The following is a 24,632-nucleotide window of genomic DNA, read 5'->3' as shown; positions in this document are numbered from 1 at the left end:
ATGGCAGAACAATCCTTGAAAGAAAAGACAGCAAAAGGCCTCTTCTGGGGCGGATTAAGCAATGGAGTACAGCAGCTGCTGAATCTTTTTTTCGGGATATTCCTGTCACGCATTCTGAATGCGGAAGATTATGGCATGGTGGGAATGCTGTCCATCTTCTCCCTTATTGCAGGCTCTTTGCAGGAAAGCGGGTTCACGGCCGCCCTAGCCAACAAACGGGATATCTCCCACAAAGACTATAATGCCGTATTCTGGTTCAGTACCGGGCTAAGTGCCTGTCTCTACCTCATTCTGTTCCTTTGCGCCCCACTCATTGCCGAATTCTATCACACTCCCGAACTGACAGCTTTGGCACGATACACTTTCCTCGGTTTCTTTGTAGCCAGTTTGGGCATTGCCCACAGTGCTTACCTGTTCCGCAACTTAATGGTCAAGCAAAAGGCAATGGCGGTCACTATCGGATTAACCGCCTCAGGAACTATCGGTATAACTATGGCCTGCTTGGGATTTGCCTATTGGGGGATAGCCACACAAAGCATTGTCTATGTAGGAACCATTAATATCTGTTATTGGTGCTTCTCACCCTGGCGACCTACACTTACTTTCGACTTCAAGCCTTTGAGAGGGATGCTTTCTTTCAGCAGCAAATTATTAGTAACCAATATATTCAACCACATCAATAATAATATCTTTACCGTTATCCTTGGTAAATTCTATTCGGGACAAGAAGTAGGCTATTTTACTCAAGCTAATAAATGGAATTATATGGGACATTCATTAATTTCAGGAACAGTCAACAGTGTGGCCCAACCCGTACTTTCCAGTTTGTCGGATGAAAGGGAACGCCAACAACGCGCTTTCCGGAAGATGCTCCGCTTCACTGCCTTTATTTCTTTTCCGGCTATGTTAGGATTATCATTAATCGCACCCGAACTGATTATACTGACTATTACAGACAAATGGCTACCCAGTGCCTTCATCCTGCAATTGCTCTGCATCGGTGGCGCATTCATTCCCATAACCAATTTGTATTCCAACCTAGTCATCAGCAAAGGAAAATCGGATATCTATATGTGGAATACCATCGGCTTAGGCATCATCCAGTTAACAACCATGCTTCTGCTCTATCCATACGGCGTACATACCATGATTATAGTGTATGTATCCATCAATATCTGCTGGCTGTTTGTATGGCACTATTTTGTATGGAAACAAATACGGCTCAGCTTGTTTGCAGCGCTGAAAGACATCCTTCCGTTTGCCTTCATAGCTACCGCGGTAATGGCGGCTACCTATTATATCACTATCGGCTTTGCCAATCTGTATTTATTAATGGCAAGCAAAATGATCATAGCCGGCACACTCTACACAGCCATCCTGTGGTTGAGCGGCTCCGTCACTTTTAAAGAGAGTTTACACTATATAATCAAGAAATAATGGCTGCTACACGTCACTCCGGATTAGAATGTTTACGAATTATCAGTATCATACTGATTGTATCCATGCATATTCTAGGAAATACCTTCCACACCAGTAACTGGCTGAACAAAGAATTCATACTATTTATCAATACACTGGGAAACACCGGAGTAACCTTGTTCATTCTGATCTCAGGTTATTTTGGAATCCGTTTCAATACACATAAATTTTTCAAAATGCTGGTTGTCGTATGGTTTTATTCCATCGTTTCTTATCTGATCGAAACAATATGGCTTCACACTCCGCATACCTGGACAGGGCTGGCCTCCTCATTGCTACCGATACTTAGCAAAAAATACTGGTTTATGACCTGCTATGTAGTACTTTATTGTTTCTCGCCCTATTTAAACCGGCTGGTTCATAACCTCTCACAAAAAAGTTATAAACAACTACTGTTACTATGGGGATTCTTTTTTGTATTTGCCCCGACAATCCTGTTTTTTGAAATTCAGAATGACACGGGCAAGGGAATTATCAATGTCACACTAGCTTATCTCATAGGACAATATCTGAAGACCTATGGTCTTCCGGAAAACATGAAACGACATAGCCGGGAAATCTTGTCAGGCAGCCTTGCCGGTATTTTTATACTGAATACCCTGCTTACAGCAATGAGTGGAAATATCATACTGAGATTCGCCCGAGATAATAATCTACTGATTATCATCGCCTCTATCATGATTTTCTACCAGTTTACCCGGTGGCATTTTTCATCCCGCATCATCAATTACCTAGCAGGATACGTTTTTGCCTTATATATGCTTCAAGGACTTCTTATCCACTGTTTACAACCCTGGTATACCCCTTATGCAGACAGCAACCTACTTGTTCTGTATTTTATGGGAACACTTGTTTCTATCTGTCTGACGACGCTTGTTATAGAATGGAGCAGACGGCTGCTATTAGGAAAAATAGAAAACAAATTGGCAAATGCCATAGAAAGAAGAGGAGCAAAAATAAAAATGTTTGCAGATAATCATTAAAACAATGATTTATTTCCGTAACTCATAATTTCAAAATCTCCAATGGAACCCCTCCTATCTGAGCTGCCATATCCGAAAATGAACTCTGAAAAGAACCATATATTTTTTGTGTACGAGCCAATGTGTACATATCCGTGATACCCTCCCTTATTCCCTCCAAAGATCCACGGTCTGCCTTTTTTCCGGAACAGAATATCCGGTCACCATAACGCTCTTTCATTTCCCGCTTCACCTCTTCCGAATCTGTAGCCAAATAGATAGCCACCTTGCCGTCCTCTTTTATCTTCTCATCTAATTTCTGATAGAACAACTCGATAGGGCTTTGCCTGATAGAAGCCAGATTATCTGTACGACGGATATGCACACCAATCATAGCATCCGAAAAATTCCGACAACGGTTTTCCACCTCTTCCATAATCTCGTCTACCGGAACAAACAACCGACTGATCCATGCATAATCATAAAGTTGGAAAGCGGTGTATGATGCCATATAAACACAGCCACCTTCTTTAACCCACCGTTCAAAATCAAAATGCCGGTTACATAAAGGAGTAATGGAACGCTCGTACAGACAAGACTTGAAAAGCAGTTTCTGAAACAAAAGCGGGAAATGAAAATTCTTGGAACGAGGTCTGTCTAATAATGCATAATCCAACCGCGAAGCATCCCGTAAACAAGCCACTTCCCTGTCTACAGGCTTAAACAACTGATAAAACGGTGCATTCAGTGCCCAATCCCGAAACCAAATGATGCTTAATTCACTTTTTGTCTTTCCTGCCAGCATTACCGCCGAAGCCACTGCACGCATACGGTTGGCCAATCCTCCTACCGGTACAAATGTTATTTTACCCATTCCTGTTTAAAATTTGAGGCAAATATAAATAACATCGCTTATAAATGCTAATTAATTACTACTTTTGCAATATATATACCTAAATTTATTATGCAAGCAATCATTCTAGCCGCCGGCATGGGCAAGCGCTTGGGAGATCTTACCAAAGATAACACCAAGTGTATGATTAAAGTAAACGGGACCTATCTGATAGACCGTCTGCTCTCACAGTTAGATTCATTAAATCTGGAACGCATCATTTTAGTCATAGGCTACCAGGGAGAGAAATTACGTACCCACATAGAGAAACAAAGTAGAAATACTCCGATAGAATATATTTACAATCCTGTCTACAATAAGACCAATAATATCTATTCTCTCTATCTTGCTAAAGAGGAATTGCAAAAGCAAGATACTTTATTAATTGAATCCGATTTGATTTTTGAGGATACACTTTTCCACAAAATTTTAAATAACCCCTATCCCAATCTGGCACTTGTAGCTAAATATGAGCCATGGATGGACGGCACGATGGTACGGCTCAATACTGAAAATGACATCATTGATTTTATCTCAAAAAAAACGTTCCGCTACGCAGATATTGACGATTACTACAAAACCGTCAATATCTATAAATTCAGTAAAGAGTTTCTCCGCAACAGTTATGTGCCATTTCTTGAAGCCTACAGCAAAGCCCTGGGGAATAACGAATATTACGAACAGGTATTACGGGTAATCACCCTGCTGGAGAGATGTGAACTGAAAGGACTCCCTTTGGAAGGAGAACGCTGGTATGAGATTGATGATATACAAGATCTTGACATCGCTGAAACCATTTTTGCCGAACAGGACCAGCTACAACGCTACCAAAAAAGATATGGCGGATACTGGCGTTTCCCAAAGCTGAAAGATTTCTGCTATTTAGTAAACCCCTATTTTCCACCACAAAAAATGTGTGAAGAACTACAGGCTAATTTTAATGTGCTTCTCCGTGAATACCCTTCCGGCATGGGAGTGAACACACTTGTCATGGCAAAAAACTTCGGTATCCGGCAAGATTATGTGGTTGTTGGCAACGGAGCCGCCGAAATCATCAAAGCGCTGATGGAACATTCAGATGGCAAAATGGGAGTAATTTATCCCACTTTTGAAGAATATCCCAACCGACAATCAGAAGAAATCATTGCATTCTATCCACAGAATGCCGATTTTCATTATACGGCAAAAGAACTGATGCTTTTTTATGCGGACAAAGATATCCGCCATTTACTCTTGATCAATCCGGATAACCCATCAGGTAACTTCATCCCCCTTAACGAACTTATGGATTTGCTGGCATGGACGCAGCAGCGAAATATCCACTTAATACTGGATGAATCTTTTGTTGACTTCAGCGAAAAAAGTGTCGAAAATACGCTGCTTAAGAATGAAGTTCTGGAAACATACCCACACCTCACAGTCATTAAAAGTATTTCCAAATCTTATGGAGTTCCGGGATTACGCTTGGGGATAGCCGCATCTTCCGACAAAGAGATAATATCCTATTTACGAAAAAACATGGCTATATGGAATATAAACTCCTTCGCCGAATTCTATTTACAGATATACAGCAAGTATAATAATGATTATCAAAATGCCTGTAAAAAATTCATAGCCGAGCGCCAACGCTTTTTCGAGGTATTGCAACAGGTTGACTTCCTACGTGTCATACCTTCACAAGCCAATTATTTCCTGTGCGAAGTAACTTCCCGCTTCAGTTCCACCAAACTCGTTTCTTTATTGCTGGAGCATAATCTCTTGTTAAAAGATTGTAGTACCAAGACAGGATTCGATGGCAGGAATTACATCCGTATCGCCATACGCGACACTGAAGACAACAATTATCTGGCTGAAAACTTAAAAAAACTGCAAGCATGAGTATCAATATCTGTATTTGTGGCGGTGGCGGTCTGGGGCACGTCATTGCAGGAGTAGCTGCACATAAAGGCTTTAATGTTTCCATCCTCACCCGGCATCCCGACCAATGGAATCCATCATTACTCATTGAAGATTGCCGGGGAAATACATTCTCCGGCTCATTAGCCTGCGTTACGGCTAACCCGGCAGAAGTCATTCCACACTCTGATATCGTATTGCTTTGTCTCCCCGGATTTGCCATTGAGGAAGAACTTCTCCACATACAACCGTTCTTGCAGGAAAAAACTTGCATAGGAAGTGTAGTCAGTTGTACCGGTTTTTTCTTTACCGCTTATAGAATATTAGGCAAAACAGCTTCACTCTTCGGATTCCAGCGTGCTCCATTCATTGCCCGTGTACAAACCTATGGCCAGAAAGCACTCTTGTTGGGATACAAAAAGGAATTACAAATAGCTACCGTAAACATATCAAAATCCGATATTTTACTACGAACTCTTCAAGAAATGTTAGATACGCCGGTGCGTATGCTTCATCATTTTCTAGAAGCCAGCCTGACCAATAGCAATCCATTGCTTCATCCAGCCCGTCTTTATTCACTTTTCCATACCTGGAGTAGAGGAAAAACATATCATGAGATTCCCGGGTTCTATAATAGTTGGGACGAAGAAAGTTCGGAGCTCCTCATTGCTTGTGACAATGAATTCCAACAAATTCTGAAAGCACTGCCGGTCCGAATAGAGCCAATTCCTACTTTATTGGAATATTATGACAGTTATGATGCAAGGTCACTTACCCGCAAGATACGCTCCATCATTGCCTTCAAACATATTCCAGCTCCTATGGAAAAAACAGAAAAAGGATTTCTGCCTGATTTCAAAAGCCGGTATTTCACTGAGGATTTTCCATTTGGATTATTGATAATCAAATCAATAGCAGAGGTATTAAATATTTGTACCCCAAACATTGATAAAATATTGCTATGGGGGCAAGATGTATTAAACAAAGAATATATCCATGAAGGAGAATTAAAAGGAAAAGACCTGTCAGAAACAGGTTACATTAACGCTGATTTGTTTTATAAACTACTAAAAAATTAATGTATGGATAGTGAACTAAGAAAGCGATTTAATCCCGATGGTTCCCTTCTCCGTCGCCAGCAACTACGTATGTTAGAGCTTCTGGAGGTTATTGATGTGATTTGTCGCAAGCACCAAATACCCTATTGGCTCAGTTCCGGAACTCTAATAGGTGCAGCACGTCACAAAGGTTTCATTCCCTGGGATGATGATCTGGACATAGAAATGCTTCGCTCAGATTACCTGCGTCTGCTGAAAGTTCTTCCTCAAGAACTTCCGGACAATCTTGCATTGCAAACTAATGAAACAGATCCCAATTACATCTTTATATACGGCAAATTACGTGATAAGGATTCTCATTTGGAAGAAACAAATTCATATGACCGTATTTTCCATTATACCGGTATCTACATTGATATTTTTCCTTTAGAAAAGATCCCTTATTGTCTAGCTTGGATAGGAGGACACATGCAAGGGCAGATATACAATCAGTTGAATAATAAAAATATAAAAGAAAGCACATTATACAAACGGATTCGTAGGATTTATCATTTTAATACCCGCATCGGTTTTCCCATCCTAAGGTTCATTGCCAAGTTATTCCCCGGAAAAGAATTACGCCATTCTTTTGGCACCGCCTATTTCAAACCGCGCTATACAGACGATATTTTTCCACTGACAGAAATGGAATTTGAAGGAAAAATGTTCCCCGTACCACGCCAAACAGATGCTGTGCTAAGGAAGATATACGGTGACTATATGCAATTACCAGATTTAGAGAATATACATCCGCATTACAACAAACTCGAATTTTACAAATAAAGGAGATTGAACTATGAAACCGTTCCTTGTAGATGTACCCGTACTCATTTTGTTCTTCAACCGCCCGCAACAGCTGTCGCAAGTGTTTGAACAAGTCAGGAATGCCCGTCCCTCCAAGCTTTTCCTCTATCAGGACGGACCACGCAGCGAACACGACCTGCCCGGTATAAAAGCATGTCGTGAAGTGACAGATCAGATAGACTGGGACTGCGAAGTCCACCGTATGTATCAGGAAAAAAACTACGGTTGCGACCCTTCGGAATACATTTCACAAAAATGGGCTTTTTCTATGGTTGACAAATGTATCGTATTGGAAGATGACGATGTGCCTTCCGTTTCTTTTTTCACATTCTGTAAAGAAATGTTAGACAAATACGAGCAAGACCCCCGTATCACCATGATTGCGGGTTTCAATAACGAAGAGATTACTCCGGGTGTACCATACGATTATTTCTTTGCCTCCACTTTCTCTATCTGGGGATGGGCCAGTTGGAAAAGGGTCATTGACCAATGGGACGAACATTATACTTTTCTAGAAGACAAGTTCAATATGCAACAACTGGAACAGCTCATTAAAGAACGGAAATTCCGTAAAGACTTTATCTATATGTGCCATCGCCATAAAGAAAACAACAAAGCCTATTATGAAACCATCTTCCACGCTTCCATGCTTTTCAACTCGGGACTGGCTATCGTGCCCACCCGCAACATGATTAACAACTTGGGAGCCACGGCAGATTCCACCCATTTTGCCGGTTCTGTGCATACACTGCCTAAAGGATACCGCCGCATCTTCACCATGAAACAGTATGAAGTAGAATTTCCTCTCAAGCATCCTCGTTATGTCATTGAGAATGTAGCTTATAAAAAAGCTGTCTACCGCATTATGGGGTGGGGACATCCCTGGATTAAGATAGGACGTTCTTTTGAAGAACTATTTCTGAACCTGCGATACGGCAATTTTTCCATCATCACTAAAGCAATAAAAAACAGAATTAACAAATGGCTGAAAAGAGACCAACACCGGTAAAACCACTCACTATTTATTTTTATCACACCCGATTAACCCGTGAAAGTTACGAGGAATGGAAAGATTATAAGTTTCCGGGACATATCCTCTACGGACTTCCTTTGCTGGAAAAATATGGAATCCGGTCGGTGATGCATAAATACAAAGCTTTCCCCAGCCGTCTGAAACTAATGCTCTATGCCACTAAAGAGATTCTGTGCTGCAAAGAGCCATACGAAGTGCTCTACGGTACATCTTTCCGTGGGTTGGAACTTATCATCCTACTCAGAGCATTAGGCCTCTACCGCAAGCCCATTGTCATTTGGCATCACACTGCTTTAAAAACCTCATCCAGAAAAATAAGAGAACGCATCTCACGTTTCTTTTATAAGGGCATTGATCATATGTTCCTGTTCAGTAAAAAATTGATTAAAGACTCATTAGCAACCGGAAAAGCTCCCGAAGAAAAGCTTCAGCTTATCCATTGGGGGCCGGACCTCGCTTTCTATGACCATCTTCTACAAACAATGCCGGATCGGAAACCGGAAGGTTTTATCTCCACCGGGAAAGAAAACCGGGATGTAGACACAATGCTGCAAGCTTTCTGCGCCACCGATCAACAACTGGACTTGTACATAGCCCCCACCAATGGAAGTGTAAACTACCAACAGATTATTGAAAGCTTCTGTCTGCCCGATTCTGTACGAGTACATTATACGGACGGTGTCATCCCATACTTGTTGGCACAGAAAGTGGCACGAAAAAGCTGTGTTGTCATCTGCTGCATGGATTTTCCTTATACCGTAGGTCTTACCACACTGGTAGAGGCCTTTGCATTAGGCATCCCTGTCATTTGCTCACGTAATCCTAATTTTGAAATGGATATAGACAAAGAAGAAATAGGAATTACCGTAGCCTATGATGACGTGGAAGGGTGGATCAATGCCATTCATCGCATAGCCGACCATCCTGAAGAAGCCCAAAAAATGGGCGCCAACGCCCGAAAGCTGGCAGAAAAACGTTTCAATTTGGAAATCTTTTCCCGTGAAATAGCAGAAAGCTTACTGGAAATATCCAAGATGTCCCCTAAAAAGCGTACATTTGCATAAACTTTTATGCACATGAGAGTACTTATCATCAATACGTCTGAGCGAATAGGTGGAGCCGCCATTGCAGCCAACCGCCTCATGGAGGCTTTAAAAAACAACGGAATAAAGACAAAAATGCTTGTACGCGACAAGCAGACCGACCAGATAAGTGTCGTTGAACTAAAGAAATCATGGTGGAAAGTATGGCAATTCATCTGGGAGCGTGTCGTTATCTGGCAAGCCAACCACTTCAAGAAACATAACTTGTTTGCCGTTGACATAGCGAATACCGGCACCAATATCACAGCATTGCCCGAATTTACCCAAGCCGATGTCATTCATCTGCATTGGATTAACCAAGGTATGTTGTCACTGACAGATATCCGGCGTATCATCCAATCCGGCAAGCCCATCGTTTGGACAATGCATGATATGTGGCCTTTTACCGGTATCTGCCACTATGCAGGAGATTGCGATAAATATGCCACACAATGCCACAACTGTCCGCAACTTTACAAAGGAAGCAGGAAAGACATAGCCTACCGTACTTTCCAGAAAAAGAAAAAACTGTTTGAAGGAGCACAAATCACCTTTGTAGCTTGTAGCCGCTGGTTAGAATCATTGGCTAAGAAAAGTGATCTGATTAAAGGTCAGACCATTACCAATATTCCCAATGCAATCAACACCAACCTGTTCAAACCTCGTGATAAAAAACAGGCCAGAGAAAAGTGCCACCTCCCGCAAGACAAGAAGTTATTGCTTTTCGGCTCCGTAAAAATTACAGACAAGAGAAAAGGAATAGACTATTTGGTATCAGCTTGCAAACAAATAGCTTCCTCGTATCCTGATTTTAGTAAAGAGTTAGGTGTAGTGGTTTTTGGCAACCAAGCCGAACAATACGCTTCCCTGTTTCCTTTCCCTATCTATCCGATGAATTATGTCAGCAACGAGAAGGAACTGGTAGATATTTACAACGCAGTCGACTTATACGTCACACCTTCTTTACAAGACAACCTACCCAATACCATCGTAGAGGCAATGGCCTGTGGTATTCCGTGCATAGGGTTCAATGTAGGAGGTATTCCACAAATGATTGACCACCTGCACAACGGCTATGTTGCCGAATATCAGTCTTCCAAGGATCTGGCAAACGGAATTCACTGGGCATTGACCGAAGGAGAATATGAAAGTCTGAGCGAAGAAGCCTGCCGTAAGGCAGTATCCAGCTATTCGGAAAGTACCATCGCCAAGAAATATGTTGAAATCTATAACAAGATTACAGGGAATCATGCATAACCATCATCCTCATCCCAAGTTTTCTATTATTACTGTCACCTACAACGCCGCAAAAGTATTGGAGGATACTATACAAAGTATTGTTACACAAACTTATAAGAATCTAGAGTATATTATTGTAGATGGGGGATCAACAGATGAAACACTGGATATCATTCACAAATACCAGGAACATATCACCACTGTTATCAGTGAACCCGACCAAGGTTTATACGATGCCATGAACAAAGGAATAAAACTGGCAACCGGAGATTATCTTTGTTTCTTGAATGCCGGTGACGGCCTGCACGAGGATGATACTTTGCTGCAAATGGTACATTCCATCAATGGAACAGCCCTGCCGGGAGTGCTATATGGAGAAACAGAAATTGTGGACAGTCAAGGGCATTTTTTATATATGCGCCGCCTGTCCGCACCCGCAACGCTTACCTGGAAAAGCTTCAAGCAAGGAATGCTAGTCTGCCATCAAGCCTTTTTCGCCCGCCGTGATCTGGTGGAACCATATGACCTGAGATATCGGTTCTCGGCAGATTTTGACTGGTGTATCCGTATCATGAAGAAAGCGGATGTACTCCATAACACCCATCTTACTCTTATTGATTACCTGAATGAAGGAATGACCACCCGTAACCATAAAGCCTCCTTGAAAGAACGCTTCCGTATTATGAGCCGTCACTATGGATGGGCAAGCACAGTGACACACCACTTATGGTTCGTTCTGCGCCTGCTTTACAAATAATCCGGAGTCTGGCTTACGACGGGCCTTAATCAATTTTCCTACGGGCTCTTCTGACCTGCAAGAATAAGAACAAGACCAGCACACAGGTCAATACACCCAACGCCACAAAAGCCACCGTTTCCGTAACATGCAGCGATTTCGGATCGAACTTAAATTCCACTACATGCTTTCCGGCCGGCACATTCATCGCCCGAAGAATATAATCCGCTCTTCCGTGCGGTGCTTCCACACCATCAATATATGCCTGCCAACCAGGATAGTAAATTTCCGAGAAAACCACTGTTCCTCCTGTCTTCGAATTAACCTCATATTTCAAGTCATTAGGTTCGTACGCAGTCAGTTTGATTGTACCCAGTGTATCTGTTTCAGCCGCCGATTTTACCTCCGCACTGAATTTTTTATCTACGACAGCCGTTTTTGCCGGATCTATCCGATGCAAAGCATCTATCTCTTCATTGGCATTATCCACATACTGCACCTCGTTTACAAACCAAGCATTGCCCAGCGTATAAGGATTCTGTATCGGGACAGTCTTTCCACCTTGCAGCGGAAAAATAAAGTAACGGGTATTCAGCATATTCAACACAGGAAAACCGGACGGAGCTACCTTCTGCATATCGCCTCCCGCCTCCGAAACAGCCTTGAACACGCCATTCATCTCGGTGCTGATATGCTCCTCTATCATTTCCTGATAGCGGCGCAGCTTGGCGGCATGATATCCACCGATGCTCTTATGCCAATAAGAAGTCGTATTTTCATTAAACGTATTGCCGGCTAGGTTCAGTACCCGGAAATCCAACGTTTTATCGGCCAATATTGCCTTATCCGTTTCGGTCGGTTTAAAGGAATTATCCTGCTGCACCTTCTCCACAAATTGTTCATCATACAAATAACGTTTGTTCACACTCCACATATCTGCCAGACAGAGGACAGCCAATGCCAGAATCGTCACCTTCGCCTTTAGTTTGCCCATGCCATATAACCAAAGAACTGCCGTACCTATCATAATAACAAAGAAACTGCGCCATGCATCCGAAGTAAAGATACTCTGACGGATTTCTTCCAGATTAGCAAGTAACGGAGCCAGCTGATCTGCCGGAATACCCTGCAATGCCTGCATTTCCATACTTGAAACATACGACGGGAAAAAGAAACCGGGAGCTAATGCAAACAATAAAGCGATGCCACCTGTCAATCCCAGACTGATATAAAACGACCGGGCCTGTTCCTTAACCAACTGAGGGCGTGCCATTACCTCCTTTAAAGCAAGGACTGCCAACAAAGGTATGGTAAACTCAGCAATGACCAAAATAGAAGAAACCGCACGGAATTTATCGTACATCGGGATATAATCCAAAAAGAAATCGGTGAATCCCATAAAATTCTTTCCCCACGACAGCAGGACAGACAAAACTGTAGCACTCAAAAGCGCCCATTTCATAGGACCTTTCACTATAAACAGCCCAAGAACAAACAGAAACATCACAAACGCCCCCACGTATACAGGACCGGATGTACCGGGTTGCTCACCCCAATACTGACCTATCTGGCTATAGATACTATTATACATAGGATTCGCCTTTTCCATCGCCTTTTCGTTAGCTGCCAAAGGTACGGAAGCACCACCTTTCACATTAGGGACAAGCAAAGAGAAAGTCTCACCGATACCGTAGCTCCACTGAGTGATATAATCTCGTTCCAGACCACTTTTTGTCTGATTATGACTATCCGGTTTCACCAGCTCACTCTTTCCACGCATCGTTTCCTTACTATACTCATACGTATGATATAAGTTAGATAGATTTATACAAACTCCCAAAATACCGGCCATCAACAACACACCAGTTGCTTTCAGAAATTGCGGCATTTCCTTCTTCTGCCAAGCATCCACTCCGAACGCAACCGCCATAAAGAGCATGACAAAAAGAAAATAATAACTCATCTGCACATGGTTCGACACTATTTGCAAAGCAACAAAAACCGCTGTCAGCAAACCACCTGACAAGTATTTCCCTCTATAAGCCAATACCATACCGGCTATAGTGGGTGGAATATAAGCCAAGGTTACAAATTTCCAGATGTGTCCGGCAGCTATAATGATGAAAAAATAAGAAGAAAACGCCCACAACACAGCCCCCAATGAAGCCAGCCAGACCGAGAAATCGAATGCACGCAATAATATATAAAAGCCCAACAGCATGACAAATACATACCACACATAATTCGGGAGATACAAATGATATAACTTCTCCACTCCCTTCAGGGTATCCGTAGAATCATAACTGGGTGCCATCTGATAAGTAGGCATACCACCAAAAATCGAATTAGTCCAGCGCGTACGCTCTCCCGTACGTTCCAGATATTCTTTCGCTTCTTCACCGGCACCAATGCCCGCCACAGAGTCATGTTGTGAAAGGATACGCCCTTCTGTCACTGCCGGGAAAAAATAGGCGAATGAGATGACAGCAAAAAGGATAATCACTACTATATCAGGTAGTATTCTTTTAAATAAGTTCATAAGTATATCTGTTTATTAACGTTGCAAAGATACGATATACTCTGATAAAATGCGTACATTTGCAGCCATAAATAAAGTTGAATTATGAAAATAGGAATTATAACAGCCATGAGTTCCGAGCAGAAACAAGTAGCGCAACTGCTCGAAAACAAGAAAGAATACACCGAAGGTCCTTTCCAATATACTGAAGGCAGCATTAGAAATAATACCATTATCCTGATGAAATGCGGAATAGGTAAAGTGAACGCTGCTGCCGGTACTGTAGAACTGATCCGTACCTTCCAACCCGACTGTGTCATCAGCACCGGTGTAGCAGGAGGCATAGACAGCTGCCTGAAAATAATGGATGTTGTGGTGAGCCGACAAGTTGTATATCATGATGTATGGTGTGGAGAAGGCAATATGTACGGACAGATACAAGGACTTCCCGCCCGATTCGAAGGTAATGCCACATTGTTTGATTGCGCCATGTCACTGGATACTCCGACCGCCATTCATGGAGGTCTGATATGCAGCGGAGACAAATTCATCACCGACCGTTCCGAACTGAACGACATTAAAGAAAAGTTCCACGAAGGGCTGGCAGTAGATATGGAATCGGGAGCCATCGCCCAAATCTGTTATATATATAAGGTACCGTTCATCAGTTTCCGTATCATCAGCGATACGCCGGGATCCGACAACCATTGGGAACAATACACAAATTTTTGGGAGACTATAGCCGACCGTTCCTTCGAGGTCACTCATACCTTCCTTTCCTCATTACCAGCTAATTTATAAAAACGAATAATATGAAGACAATACCCAGTTTTACCATTGACCATATCCGCTTGCTTCGCGGTATCTATGTATCCAGAAAAGACGAAGTGGGCGGTGAAACGGTCACCACCTTTGACATCCGCATGAAAGAACCCAACCGGGAACCTGCTTTGGGACAAGGAGCCTTGCATACCATAGAGCATCTAGCCGCTACCTACCTGCGTAACCACCCTATATGGTCTGACAAAATTGTCTACTGGGGACCGATGGGATGCCTCACCGGTAACTACCTGTTAATGAAAGGCGATTTAAAATCGGAAGATATTGTAGAACTGATGCAGGAAACGTTCCGCTTTGTAGCCGATTTTGAAGGCGAAGTTCCGGGAGCCGCCCCTAAAGATTGCGGTAACTACTTGCTTCACGACCTGCCTATGGCCAAATGGGAGTCGGCCAAATATCTGCATGAAGTATTGGAACACATGACAAAAGATAATCTGTATTATCCTACTAAAGAGTAATTCTCAACAACAGAACAGTAGAAACGTAATAACAGAAAATAGAAAAGCCGCTTTCTTTTCAGAGAGCGGCTTTTCTTTAAGTCCTTTTCAATAGAGATTGAATTACTTACGTAATCCTAGTGCTTTAACAATAGCACGATATCTTTCGATATCACGGCTCTTCAGGTAGTTCAACAACGCACGGCGTTTACCTACCAAAGTTGTCAAAGCTCTTTCAGTGCTATAATCTTTTCTGTTGAGCTTCAGGTGCTCAGTCAGGTGAGAAATACGGTATGAAAACAAAGCTATCTGCGCTTCAGCTGAGCCAGTATCAGTGTTAGACTTTCCGTACTTTTCAAAGATTTCTTGTTTTTTAGCTGCATCTAAATACATAATTCTTAGATTTTTTGATATATAAAATTTTCATTTAGCGGGTGCAAAGATAGACATTATCTTTTATATCACAATGAATTAGAGCGATTTATTTTAAAAATAATCTTCTATCTCTTTTACTGTCGCATCTTTCAGCATATCTTCGAACATCATAGCAAAGGCTGCCCAACTGACATTGAATGAAATTGTAAACCCGATTTCTTTTCATCCGATGAATAAAAGTGCCCAGTCCGAAACCGTTTCTTCATGAATTTCGGACTGGACACTTTTTAAACTATCGCTATTTTATTTCAACCAGCCACTCATGGAACCCATCATAAGGGGTATAGTGCAATACATATTCGGATTGGCTATGACTGATAACTTTATCCCAAGGAATCCGGTTTACATCAATTTCCGCCCTTGCCAGCCACAAAGCATTTTCCATCACATAACGGTCTAAAGAAAGCTCAAGCATCATCCGGCTCAAATAAAAAGCAGACTGTTCATAGGCATACCATTTACCGTCACTTTCCCGATAGATATATATCAAGCCATCATTGCTTAATTCTCTTTCCAACATCATTATTATCTCGCGCATAATTTTATAGATTACTCGTTTTTAATCAGTATCATCTCATTGTCCGAGCACAGAACCACAATCCAAGGACCGTTCAGTAACTTATTCAAATCGACTTCCACCTTATCCAGCATAACACCTCTCAATACCGTCTCATTAAGTTTCTTCAACAAATGAGCAGAACGGTAGCAAGCGTACCAACGTCCGTCTTCTTCAGATATATAAATTTCCGATTTACCGCATGATTTCTTGTCCATGATTTCTAACAGGTTGCTCATAACATCCTCCTTTATACTTAATAATAGCCTAAGCTATTATATCGCCATACCAGCCTGAAACGATGCGACTCATTTCTTGACCTGTTTTCTGACACTCCCTGCCCCGGAATATATACTTTTGACTGATTTCCCTCCGTCGTAGCTGTCCAATAAGGCACACCTGACCAATTATTATACTTAATACCGGAACTGGTAATCACCCCATTTATTTGCTGCCACTCTGCTTCTGCGGGCAAAGAGAAATGATAAAAAACCGTATAGCTATTACCCGATGTGACAGGAGTAGAACTACCACTGGAATTAACCGCCACACCTATCGCATTATCCATTACACTTCTTTCATCATTGTCACTGGAATAATGTTCTTTATTTATCTTCTTATAATACTCCTTTATTATTTTCTGTCCGTCCGTCAGGTTCGTTGTGTACCCATTGTCTCCCCAGGGCAGACCGCCAACAGCAAAACGGTCTATTCTGTCAACATACAATTGTTCTGTAATCTGGATAGGATACCATTGTTTGATAGGATATTTCATTTCGCTGCCCGCAACAGGCTTGTTTTGCGCATCCAGTTTACGCACATAAATATTGCACGAACGATACGGCTTCTCTGAGTTCCATTCTTTCTCCCAAATCGTTTTTTGATCAGCGTATCCCTTTAAATACATTCTAAGCTCTGCCGTTCCCTCCTTTTGTATCACATTGTATTCATCATATCTAGGAGTAATCCAACTCATATCAGACTCAAACATCACCCAATAGTCTCCAGAAACGCCATCAAAATCATCCACTTTGATTTGCCATTTCTGCCTATCGGTACTCACCACTTTGATTTTCACCAAATGTCCGTCAATATTATAATCTTGCCCTTCATTGAACTGAATAAACAAGTCAGACAATTCGCTGTCTACCCTCCATTGAGCATCCTTCGTGTTTCCCGAGATGTTGATCACACCGTTCTCATCCATGCAGCCCGATTCTTTCACACCTCCCGCTCCGCGCAAATGAAGCGTAACATTATAAATGGTATTTCTGTTCACATCAAAATCATACGATATGTTCTTACCTAAAAACAGTCGGTAACTAATAGTTCCCTTTACATGTGCACTGCTCGATTTATATTCATAATCCGCCGTAACAAGGATGTATGAACATCTGCGACCCAAGTTCTCATTGTCTGTATAGTCGGTAAATGCAGCATACACTTCTTTACCTGCCTCCATCGTATTTTTGATACGATTCGGGGTTTTGGCTTTTTCATTACCATTTTGGGCATCCGTACAGTTTTGGGCATGAACCGTCTGTTTATTCTCAAACTGATAAAGACGCTCGGACATCACTTGAGTTTCGCCATTTCCACTTGGTCCCGTAAGCAACGAACCGGATGGGAAGTCATACTTCTGTCCTTCCTTGTCAAAAGAAGTAAAATCCGTTATACTATTATCCGAGGCCAAGGTACAAGTCTTAGGCACATTACATAATTGTACTGATCGGGGCGTCAAGGTCACTTCGTTGTCCAGCCCGGAAGTATTGATATTTACTTTAATCATAGCATACGGGCGTTTCAAAGAAACTTTAGCCAAATAGCAACCTTTATTACCACCTTGAGCCCCCTCATGCGGATTCTCGGTATAGATAAACTGCTCGGATGCACCGTAAAGGAGACAAGCGGATGTTTCATCAAAATCCACCGGCCACTGAATCAAACTCTCTTTAACACTCTGCCACAATGACAAAGTAATCTTTCGTCCATAATTAGCGATAACCTCTACTCTTACAGCCTGGTTGCCTTGTTTGGCATTGATGTGGATATATACTTTTCCATCTGCTGTTTTAGAAGAAACGACCCCTGCACTACCATTCTCCACACTACCGGAAACTTCGAACGAATCCCCATTCTTAACCAGATAGACGGTTACCGTATTTCCTCCATAATTCACTTTTACATTCACATCATCAATAACGGAGAATATGGAGTTATCTCCGGCAGCCCTGCTGTTCATGTTCACAGAAGTAATATCGGCTGGTGATATTGCTATGACCACAGGAGCATCGTCCTCCACTCCGGACTCCGGACCGGCTAACTCCTCTGCCGTACAAGCACCCAACATACAAATGATGAAAAACATCATTATCAGTCTTATTGTCTTCATTTTTCCTCCTTTTGTTTATTCATAGCCCGGGCTAAGCAATATTTCATCCCAATCTGCCACATAAGTTTCCACATCCGTCTTCAAACCGCCTCCAGCAGGAGTCTCGGTCACTTTTATATTAAATATATACACATGGTTACGCACCACCTCAAACCGATCTCCAACCCCATCTTTTCTGAACTCGATCGTTTTTGTCTTGGTTTCACCTCCATACGTGTAAGTCACATCCAAGGATACTGCCCCGCTGTCGTTATTTTCTTGTTCCGGCAAATAAATCAAATCCTCATAAGCCATTGTCACATTCAGTCCCGTATAAACAAAGTTCTGCGGCTTCATCGACAACCCTGTTACGTAAGGACTTTGGTACTGAATTGTTTCATCGGGGCTCAACGTAGCTTGTGACACACAATACCCTTTATCATTAGCGTTATTCACCGTGATGCCGGTAATAGTAAAATCGCCTTTTGTATCTTGAAACCCTTGTTTCCCGTTCACCCAAAGGCTCACCTTAGCCACTGCCCTATACAGTTTGCACTCTAAGCTTGGTCCTGCAGGAGGGACACCGGTAGCGGGACTGATCCCCCACATCGGCAGACGCCTTTCGGCCAGATTCCACGGAGTCGGACCAGTGTAATTATAAACCAATTTATTATAGATTTCAACGGCAGTATTGCCTACCATCGTATTAAGATATGCCTGCATTCCCTCACTGACTCCCTGAATTCGGTTCTGATTCAAATTGGCGAGAACCACCAACCGTACCTGTTCATTACCTATCGTCCTCTGCATAGTCCCTTCCAGTATCTTTTGGTCGGCATAATCATTAATCACTCTCAAATCCTCTACCAAATATTTCAGTCTTTGAGTAACCGCATCAATCACTAGTACATACACATCGCCTTCCACAATAGTCCCCTGTTCCGGAGTGGTAAAATCCCAATTACCATCTGCTGTGGGCGCGTCAACCGTTCTGGAAGAATTCCCCGAAAGAGACAATGCAAGACGTACCGGCGCTCTTCCGTCCCCCCCAGCCTTCGCCGCCAACTCGTCCTTCGCACACGACGAGAAGCACAGTCCGCAGAACACCGCCATCACTATATAGGATAAACCTCTTTTCATAGATTGCTTTTTTAGTTTCGTTATTACATGTCCAGTTCGTTGAAGCGTACCACCCAATCATTGATAATGATGCTAGTATTAATCCATTTCATGCTCTCGTCCAAAAAGAAAGTCATATTGTATTCGTCCTGGCGGTCCAGATACTCCTGATTGGTCATCTCATGTCCTTCTGCTTCAGTAAGCAGCAAGTATTTCACTAATGGTATGGAAAGTACAGGCTCCCCTGTTTCCTTGTTGGTTATGGTGAGGCGGGGATTATTTTCAACCACCAGACGCCCTACGGTAATCTGTGCAATAGCTACGCTGATATTGCTGTCCTCTGCATCTCCATCGGCACGTGTTCCCATATCCGTGCCACCCTGCATACGGTAATAGGGATAATATGTTAATGTTTCGTCCTCCAGCAGCTTATTATCATAGTTCATCAAACCGTTGTCGTCTGTAATCGTAAATTCAAATTTATCTACCTCCACAGTCACTCCGTCCATTTGCTGGAGAATGATGCGTATGGTGTTGGTGTTCTTCACCAGTGGTACAGTCACTACCTGCGAGCTTGCTGCCCGCGAGAAAGATTGCTTGGTCACTTCACCGTGCCACAACGCAGAAAGTTTACTGTTCACAACAGCCGTTCCATCAGCCGCACGACTGTACAGACGATCCATCCTGCATTGCAGTTCATCTAGCGAGGATTCCCCTGCCGTAACCAAAGGCACTGAGAATGAAGCCTCATCATTCAGTCCCGCCCAAGTGACAAGATGATAGTCACCCGGTTCCAAATCCACTTTCATGGTATATCCTTCTTCTCCCAGCACATCGCCTTCTTCTGTCTTCTGATATACCAACTTGCCGTTATCGTCAAAAGCATAAAGTGTCACAGTCCCCACCTCGCGCGAGAAAGCATCGGCATACTTCATGTTATAATCATACTTGAATTTCACTCTGTACTCTACAGAGCAATCTACCTCTTCTTCACCGAGTATGCTGTCGCACGACACAACGGCACTTCCCAATGTCATGGCCATCATCAGGCTGAAGGAGAATTGTCGGGCGAATGTTTTTACTGTTTTCATGCTTTTGGTCATTTTATAATGTTAGAATATAGAAAGGTATAAAGGGGAGGGAGATGAATCCTCCCCTGTCTGTCATAGTGTTTGTTAGAACTCAATGTTATTGAAACGTACAATCCAAGGAATAATCTTAGCATTCAATTGCAAATAGAAATTATTATCACTCTCTTCACCGCTAGGATCTATTGTTATTGTTGCACCACCGATATTCTCGAATCCAGTAACTTTCAGTACATAGATATTATTTCTCATGATTGCCTTATCCATATACTGATCTCCTTTATTGTGGCAAATTTCAGATGAATAATAATAGCAATGTCCATTTTCATAAGTATCATAAGATGCATCTGCACCATTATCAGCTTTTACAGCATCAATAGATGTATAAAATTTATTATTGCATTTATAAATGGTACCAACAGGCTCACCCGTTTCATCGCCAATCTGACCACGGAAAATAATACCAGTCACTAAAGCTGGTACTTGCTTTTCTTTTTTCACAATATTTTCTAAACAATAAGCCAAACGATGACCTACCTGTGCATTATCGTTAATATTAGCAGTGGGAAGATCTTGGAAATAAACTTGGCTATCATCGCTGGCCTCATCAACTTTATCCGCATTTACATTTTTCAATGCGTTATAGAAATATGATCCAAAAACTTGGTCGTAATCTGTTACATTATTCTTATTCTTTGAATTAGGATCAACCATATAGGCCATATTGTCTACACCTAACAAGCCTAAAGTCCTGAAGTTTTCCCAGCTCGCATCCGTCAAATGTCTTGCCGTATACACAGAATTTGAAAGATTCACCAACGCGTATTTATCCAGTTTCACTGTCCAGTCAAGCTTACCATCAGTAGATGTAGTATAATATTCAAATTTGGGGAACGGCTCAAGAAGAGTAAAAATATGTTCACCTGTCTGACCATAAGTTTTTTCTGTCTTTATAAAAGCTCTTCTATCAGTTCCATCTGTTCCCTCATGTATCCAAACATCAGAATTATCATTATCCAAATTCTTTGCCTTATGCAAACCTGTCAAACGAACGGCTTTATTATCGGGATATATATAGTAACCACTTGTAGTTTCCGCAATGGCATAATCAGTAGTTTGTACTGTAAGAGGATATAAGTTATTTGGTTTAGCAATTACATAATTTATCTTTGAAACAACACGTTCCACCTTTACCTCTTTTATTGTTGGATCTTCATAGTTGTTGGATAAAACGTCTACCTTTATCTCTTTTTTGTTCACCATCATAAATTGACCGGCAGCAGCTATTGTTATATCACCAGTTGTTGTATAAGAACTTTCTGCAATTTGTTCATACTTAGACTTATCAGTCGATTGTTGGCTGTTGGCAATAGCTTCTATTGACTCAGTCGGATTTAACACAACAAGCACTTTATACCATCCAGAATTTGCCAATGTAAAGAAAGGATTATAAATGGTCTCTCCACTAGCCGTAGTTTCATTCAATTGTGCCTTTGTTAAATAACCACCGAATTCTTCTTTAGTAAGATTTCCATTTTCATCTAGTCTATTTAAAATTATAACGGCATCTGTTACAGTTGATTCACCTTCGATACCTGGATCCGTTACACCGCTTTCTTCATTATCAGCTGCGCGTGATGAGTTTGATGTAGAACTTATCACTAATGAAAGGTTACCCTTCACTTTCTCTGGTTGATTCACATTGTTTTTCACAATGTCCTCATTCGTACATGCTACCATGGCAGCATATGCCAACATTCCTAATAATAATCCCTTAATCTTCATAATCCTAAGTTTTTAAATTATAAACTATTTTTGTAATTTCCATTCTTGTTTGTCAACACAGCAAAGGTAAGTGGTTAATCGTATAAACCTTAATCGGTATTTTCGACAAAATAGATTGGTATCTTTGACAAAATGACTTTATATCGTCTTTTACAGGGCATTTCCATCATACGTGAATAAAATACCCTACACGTTGAAAGAATCACCTCTTACATTTTTCCATTAAAAAAGAAGAGAAAAAAACAAGGATAACATGTACTTTTTTTTCACTACATCAAACAGATCGGACAGTGTGGCATTTCAGCAAAATATCCCTCCATAAAAGCCGCCCTCATCAACATATGCGGAAGCCAAATCTAAAGTGGGAATCACCCGTAAAAACATAAAAATGTAGTGAGCAAGTGTTTCTCTCATCAAGAAGTACACATTCCTTCACATACGTACATATCCATAGACCTATACAATTATATAGGCTTATGCGTACGTATATAAATACTACATGTTCAAAGACAAGGGTATTTCTTAAAAAGATCAAGTCGTTTTCAAAAAAGACGGCGAGCTTTTTTAAAAAGATGGCGAGCTTTTTAAAAAACGTCTTGATCTTTTTTGCCACTGCCGGAACTTCGACTTCCGACAGATTATGTAAAATTCAACTTAAAAACACTGTGAGGACACTAATGCGCTGAACTTTAATTCAAAATCCGGGAATAGACTCCACTACCCCGGATTTTACCTTGCGCTTTTCGCAAAGAACAAGTTTCTTCTAACATCTTTTATTGTACTGTTTGTCTATATGTCTTATTTTACAAAGATTGCTTCATCCTTACGTTTATTGGTCACTTCTTCCAAATTGGCTCCGGCTTCGACGGAATCCTTGGCCTGTGCCTGTTTGAAATAATTCTCAGCAGAGTCGAGGTCTCCTTGCAACAGTTTCAGTACGCCTCTGTTGTTCAGCGTCGCACTCGCCTGTGCATCGGCCTTGTCCAAATAACGCACCGCCTGTTGCAAGTCACCCCGTTGGAGTTCGATAGCGGCAGCGTTTATATTCGCTGTTGGGTCATCAGGAAACATGCGCACTGCCACATCGAACACTTCGTTAAACTCGTCACTCCCCTTTTCGTATGTTTGGGCAACCAGAAACATTTCCTGCAAGCTCAACTGCTGGGGACGGAGCTTTATAATCTGTTTTGCCTCTTCCACATCAAATCCGCGAACTACATAACGTACAGTGTAATCAGAGTGACGCAAAGCCGGATAACAATCCTGTAGTAATGCGGCATATACCTTTCCACCATCCAAGGCCTTAATGCGTTCCTCCTTCACGTCAAAATCGCTCTCATTCTTATCTATTATGGACAAAATCTCTTCTTTCAGCGGTAAATCATTCTTAGCCACATACGCACGCAGTCCGGCCCAGTCCTCGGGTACAGAATTCACCTTGAACAAATCCGCTTTAAAGCCATACTCATTCATTACATAACTCTTCAATGCCTCAGCACGCCCCTGAGCCAAACGCGCATTGGCCGCATATCTGCCCTCAGGAGAAGCATAACCCACAATAGCTATTTCAGTAATGGTAGTATTGACATCATTTTTCACTACATCCACCGTATGTTTGATAGCAGCCAGTTCGGATGGATTACGACGATAATCAGGATAAATATTCATCTGATTTACCGGAAAATCCAAATAAGCACGTCCTTCCTCGGCACGATTCTTCACAGCCTCGACAGCAGGAGAAACGAATGCCACGACAGGTTTTACCACATAGCGTTCCAAATTGGCACGAGTTATAAAGGCACTGTTTTCTTCTTTCTGACAATCGGCACAGCCACGTATAGCAGCCTGCAGTTCCAGTTCTGCACCATTCATCCATTTCTCGTATGGAATACGGGCTGAATAATTTACAGTCTGTTCCGTTCCATTCTTACGACGAAGAATGGTATATGCATCCGACGGAATACTGCGTTCACGCTGTTGCACGATGGAACGGATACGCCCATATACCCAAATAGCAGGCAAAATCCTGTTATAACTGTTATCCTGTGTCTTCAAAACCGGAGTCAGAGTTGCCACACAGTTGGAAGAAAGCTCCATTGCAGCCGGCAACGTGATATCCATTCCTATCATCACCTGTCCATTATCACTAATCAGGATTGACTGATTGCTGACTTGTACCTGACCACCTGATAATGTCTGTGCACCTACCGGAATAGCCGGTATCAATAATATAAGAAGTATATAACATATAAGTTTCATAATC

At 42.0% G+C, this 24,632-nt stretch carries 21 protein-coding genes; 11 read left to right on the top strand and 10 right to left on the bottom strand.

All coding sequences use genetic code 11. From position 1 onward, the window contains the following. Entirely contained in the window at window positions 1-1,437 is a 1,437-nt protein-coding gene (locus RE317_RS01595; RefSeq protein ID WP_005850555.1) for a lipopolysaccharide biosynthesis protein, read from the top strand. Then, window positions 1,437-2,462, top strand: coding sequence for an acyltransferase (locus RE317_RS01590; RefSeq protein WP_005850553.1), 1,026 nt, complete (start codon window positions 1,437-1,439; stop codon window positions 2,460-2,462). Before RE317_RS01595 ends, RE317_RS01590 begins: the two co-directional genes overlap by 1 nt. A 22-nt stretch (window positions 2,463-2,484) precedes the next feature. Here RE317_RS01590 and RE317_RS01585 read toward each other — a convergent pair whose 3' ends face one another. Next, a complete protein-coding gene (locus tag RE317_RS01585; RefSeq protein WP_005844462.1) occupies window positions 2,485-3,315 on the bottom strand; it encodes a hypothetical protein in 831 nt (276 codons plus the stop codon). A 90-nt stretch (window positions 3,316-3,405) separates the two neighbouring features. Between RE317_RS01585 and RE317_RS01580 the strand changes: the two genes are divergently transcribed. The 7 genes from RE317_RS01580 to RE317_RS01550 are packed head-to-tail and all read left to right on the top strand — an operon-like array spanning window position 3,406 to window position 11,241. Further along, window positions 3,406-5,211 carry an aminotransferase class I/II-fold pyridoxal phosphate-dependent enzyme gene (locus RE317_RS01580; protein WP_008666695.1) on the top strand — a complete coding sequence of 602 codons (1,806 nt, stop codon included), beginning with the start codon at window positions 3,406-3,408 and terminating at the stop codon, window positions 5,209-5,211. Next, a complete protein-coding gene (locus RE317_RS01575; protein WP_005844458.1) occupies window positions 5,208-6,308 on the top strand; it encodes an NAD/NADP-dependent octopine/nopaline dehydrogenase family protein in 1,101 nt (366 codons plus the stop codon). Before RE317_RS01580 ends, RE317_RS01575 begins: the two co-directional genes overlap by 4 nt. Window positions 6,309-6,311: 3 nt before the next feature. Then, window positions 6,312-7,109: a phosphorylcholine transferase LicD gene (locus tag RE317_RS01570; protein ID WP_005844456.1), complete on the top strand. Its 798-nt coding sequence runs from the start codon at window positions 6,312-6,314 to the stop codon at window positions 7,107-7,109. Window positions 7,110-7,122: 13 nt separating this feature from the next. Continuing rightward, complete coding sequence (locus tag RE317_RS01565) at window positions 7,123-8,139, top strand: hypothetical protein (RefSeq protein WP_008666694.1); 1,017 nt, start codon at window positions 7,123-7,125, stop codon at window positions 8,137-8,139. Continuing rightward, on the top strand, window positions 8,112-9,227 hold the full coding sequence (locus RE317_RS01560) for a glycosyltransferase family 4 protein (protein ID WP_008666693.1): 1,116 nt from the start codon (window positions 8,112-8,114) through the stop codon (window positions 9,225-9,227). The genes RE317_RS01565 and RE317_RS01560 overlap by 28 nt, the downstream gene beginning before the upstream one ends. 12 nt (window positions 9,228-9,239) lie before the next feature. Next, entirely contained in the window at window positions 9,240-10,502 is a 1,263-nt protein-coding gene (locus tag RE317_RS01555; protein ID WP_005844449.1) for a glycosyltransferase family 4 protein, read from the top strand. Further along, the gene (locus RE317_RS01550; protein WP_005844447.1) at window positions 10,495-11,241 is read left to right on the top strand and encodes a glycosyltransferase family 2 protein; all 747 of its coding nucleotides are present in this window, start codon (window positions 10,495-10,497) and stop codon (window positions 11,239-11,241) included. The genes RE317_RS01555 and RE317_RS01550 overlap by 8 nt, the downstream gene beginning before the upstream one ends. Before the next feature lie 25 nt (window positions 11,242-11,266). Here RE317_RS01550 and RE317_RS01545 read toward each other — a convergent pair whose 3' ends face one another. Then, window positions 11,267-13,759, bottom strand: a complete 2,493-nt coding sequence (locus RE317_RS01545) for a YfhO family protein (protein ID WP_008666692.1) — start codon at window positions 13,757-13,759, stop codon at window positions 11,267-11,269. Between the two features lie 84 nt (window positions 13,760-13,843). Here RE317_RS01545 and RE317_RS01540 point away from each other — a divergent pair, with 84 nt between their 5' ends. Then, window positions 13,844-14,539 carry a 5'-methylthioadenosine/adenosylhomocysteine nucleosidase gene (locus tag RE317_RS01540; protein WP_005844442.1) on the top strand — a complete coding sequence of 232 codons (696 nt, stop codon included), beginning with the start codon at window positions 13,844-13,846 and terminating at the stop codon, window positions 14,537-14,539. 11 nt (window positions 14,540-14,550) lie between these two features. Then, window positions 14,551-15,036, top strand: a complete 486-nt coding sequence (locus tag RE317_RS01535; protein ID WP_005844440.1) for an S-ribosylhomocysteine lyase — start codon at window positions 14,551-14,553, stop codon at window positions 15,034-15,036. Between the two features lie 102 nt (window positions 15,037-15,138). Here the strand turns inward: RE317_RS01535 and rpsO are convergent, their stop codons facing one another. The 8 genes from rpsO to RE317_RS01495 form a co-directional block, all read right to left on the bottom strand. After that, window positions 15,139-15,408, bottom strand: coding sequence for a 30S ribosomal protein S15 (rpsO, locus tag RE317_RS01530; RefSeq protein ID WP_008666689.1), 270 nt, complete (start codon window positions 15,406-15,408; stop codon window positions 15,139-15,141). Window positions 15,409-15,688: 280 nt separating this feature from the next. Then, on the bottom strand, window positions 15,689-15,988 hold the full coding sequence (locus RE317_RS01525; RefSeq protein WP_005850422.1) for a hypothetical protein: 300 nt from the start codon (window positions 15,986-15,988) through the stop codon (window positions 15,689-15,691). An 11-nt stretch (window positions 15,989-15,999) separates the two neighbouring features. Continuing rightward, window positions 16,000-16,245 (bottom strand): hypothetical protein, encoded by a 246-nt coding sequence (locus tag RE317_RS01520; RefSeq protein WP_005844436.1) that lies wholly within the window; start codon window positions 16,243-16,245, stop codon window positions 16,000-16,002. A gap of 17 nt (window positions 16,246-16,262) precedes the next feature. Further along, entirely contained in the window at window positions 16,263-18,398 is a 2,136-nt protein-coding gene (locus tag RE317_RS01515; protein ID WP_229104418.1) for a DUF4906 domain-containing protein, read from the bottom strand. A gap of 15 nt (window positions 18,399-18,413) precedes the next feature. Then, a complete protein-coding gene (locus tag RE317_RS01510) occupies window positions 18,414-19,517 on the bottom strand; it encodes a FimB/Mfa2 family fimbrial subunit (protein ID WP_005850418.1) in 1,104 nt (367 codons plus the stop codon). A gap of 23 nt (window positions 19,518-19,540) precedes the next feature. After that, window positions 19,541-20,587 (bottom strand): FimB/Mfa2 family fimbrial subunit, encoded by a 1,047-nt coding sequence (locus tag RE317_RS01505; RefSeq protein WP_005850416.1) that lies wholly within the window; start codon window positions 20,585-20,587, stop codon window positions 19,541-19,543. A gap of 84 nt (window positions 20,588-20,671) precedes the next feature. Further along, on the bottom strand, window positions 20,672-22,369 hold the full coding sequence (locus tag RE317_RS01500; RefSeq protein WP_303266127.1) for an Mfa1 family fimbria major subunit: 1,698 nt from the start codon (window positions 22,367-22,369) through the stop codon (window positions 20,672-20,674). 798 nt (window positions 22,370-23,167) lie between these two features. Next, window positions 23,168-24,628: a DUF3868 domain-containing protein gene (locus RE317_RS01495; RefSeq protein WP_005844424.1), complete on the bottom strand. Its 1,461-nt coding sequence runs from the start codon at window positions 24,626-24,628 to the stop codon at window positions 23,168-23,170. Window positions 24,629-24,632: the final 4 nt, after the last annotated feature.

The sequence above is a fragment of the Phocaeicola sp. GP0067 genome (assembly GCF_031119655.1).
GTDB lineage: Bacteria > Bacteroidota > Bacteroidia > Bacteroidales > Bacteroidaceae > Phocaeicola > Phocaeicola vulgatus.
This window is presented reverse-complemented; position numbering and strand designations above follow the sequence as displayed.

Coding starts and splice junctions, on each gene's coding strand:
- RE317_RS01550 (WP_005844447.1), top strand. CDS start 10,495: ATGCATAACCATCATCCTCATCCCAAGTTTTCTATTATTACTGTCACC.
- rpsO (WP_008666689.1), bottom strand. CDS start 15,408: ATGTATTTAGATGCAGCTAAAAAACAAGAAATCTTTGAAAAGTACGGA.
- RE317_RS01535 (WP_005844440.1), top strand. CDS start 14,551: ATGAAGACAATACCCAGTTTTACCATTGACCATATCCGCTTGCTTCGC.
- RE317_RS01555 (WP_005844449.1), top strand. CDS start 9,240: ATGAGAGTACTTATCATCAATACGTCTGAGCGAATAGGTGGAGCCGCC.
- RE317_RS01595 (WP_005850555.1), top strand. CDS start 1: ATGGCAGAACAATCCTTGAAAGAAAAGACAGCAAAAGGCCTCTTCTGG.
- RE317_RS01565 (WP_008666694.1), top strand. CDS start 7,123: ATGAAACCGTTCCTTGTAGATGTACCCGTACTCATTTTGTTCTTCAAC.
- RE317_RS01525 (WP_005850422.1), bottom strand. CDS start 15,988: ATGCGCGAGATAATAATGATGTTGGAAAGAGAATTAAGCAATGATGGC.
- RE317_RS01560 (WP_008666693.1), top strand. CDS start 8,112: ATGGCTGAAAAGAGACCAACACCGGTAAAACCACTCACTATTTATTTT.
- RE317_RS01585 (WP_005844462.1), bottom strand. CDS start 3,315: ATGGGTAAAATAACATTTGTACCGGTAGGAGGATTGGCCAACCGTATG.
- RE317_RS01510 (WP_005850418.1), bottom strand. CDS start 19,517: ATGAAAAGAGGTTTATCCTATATAGTGATGGCGGTGTTCTGCGGACTG.
- RE317_RS01500 (WP_303266127.1), bottom strand. CDS start 22,369: ATGAAGATTAAGGGATTATTATTAGGAATGTTGGCATATGCTGCCATG.
- RE317_RS01515 (WP_229104418.1), bottom strand. CDS start 18,398: ATGAAGACAATAAGACTGATAATGATGTTTTTCATCATTTGTATGTTG.
- RE317_RS01545 (WP_008666692.1), bottom strand. CDS start 13,759: ATGAACTTATTTAAAAGAATACTACCTGATATAGTAGTGATTATCCTT.
- RE317_RS01570 (WP_005844456.1), top strand. CDS start 6,312: ATGGATAGTGAACTAAGAAAGCGATTTAATCCCGATGGTTCCCTTCTC.
- RE317_RS01580 (WP_008666695.1), top strand. CDS start 3,406: ATGCAAGCAATCATTCTAGCCGCCGGCATGGGCAAGCGCTTGGGAGAT.
- RE317_RS01495 (WP_005844424.1), bottom strand. CDS start 24,628: ATGAAACTTATATGTTATATACTTCTTATATTATTGATACCGGCTATT.
- RE317_RS01520 (WP_005844436.1), bottom strand. CDS start 16,245: ATGAGCAACCTGTTAGAAATCATGGACAAGAAATCATGCGGTAAATCG.
- RE317_RS01540 (WP_005844442.1), top strand. CDS start 13,844: ATGAAAATAGGAATTATAACAGCCATGAGTTCCGAGCAGAAACAAGTA.
- RE317_RS01505 (WP_005850416.1), bottom strand. CDS start 20,587: ATGAAAACAGTAAAAACATTCGCCCGACAATTCTCCTTCAGCCTGATG.
- RE317_RS01575 (WP_005844458.1), top strand. CDS start 5,208: ATGAGTATCAATATCTGTATTTGTGGCGGTGGCGGTCTGGGGCACGTC.
- RE317_RS01590 (WP_005850553.1), top strand. CDS start 1,437: ATGGCTGCTACACGTCACTCCGGATTAGAATGTTTACGAATTATCAGT.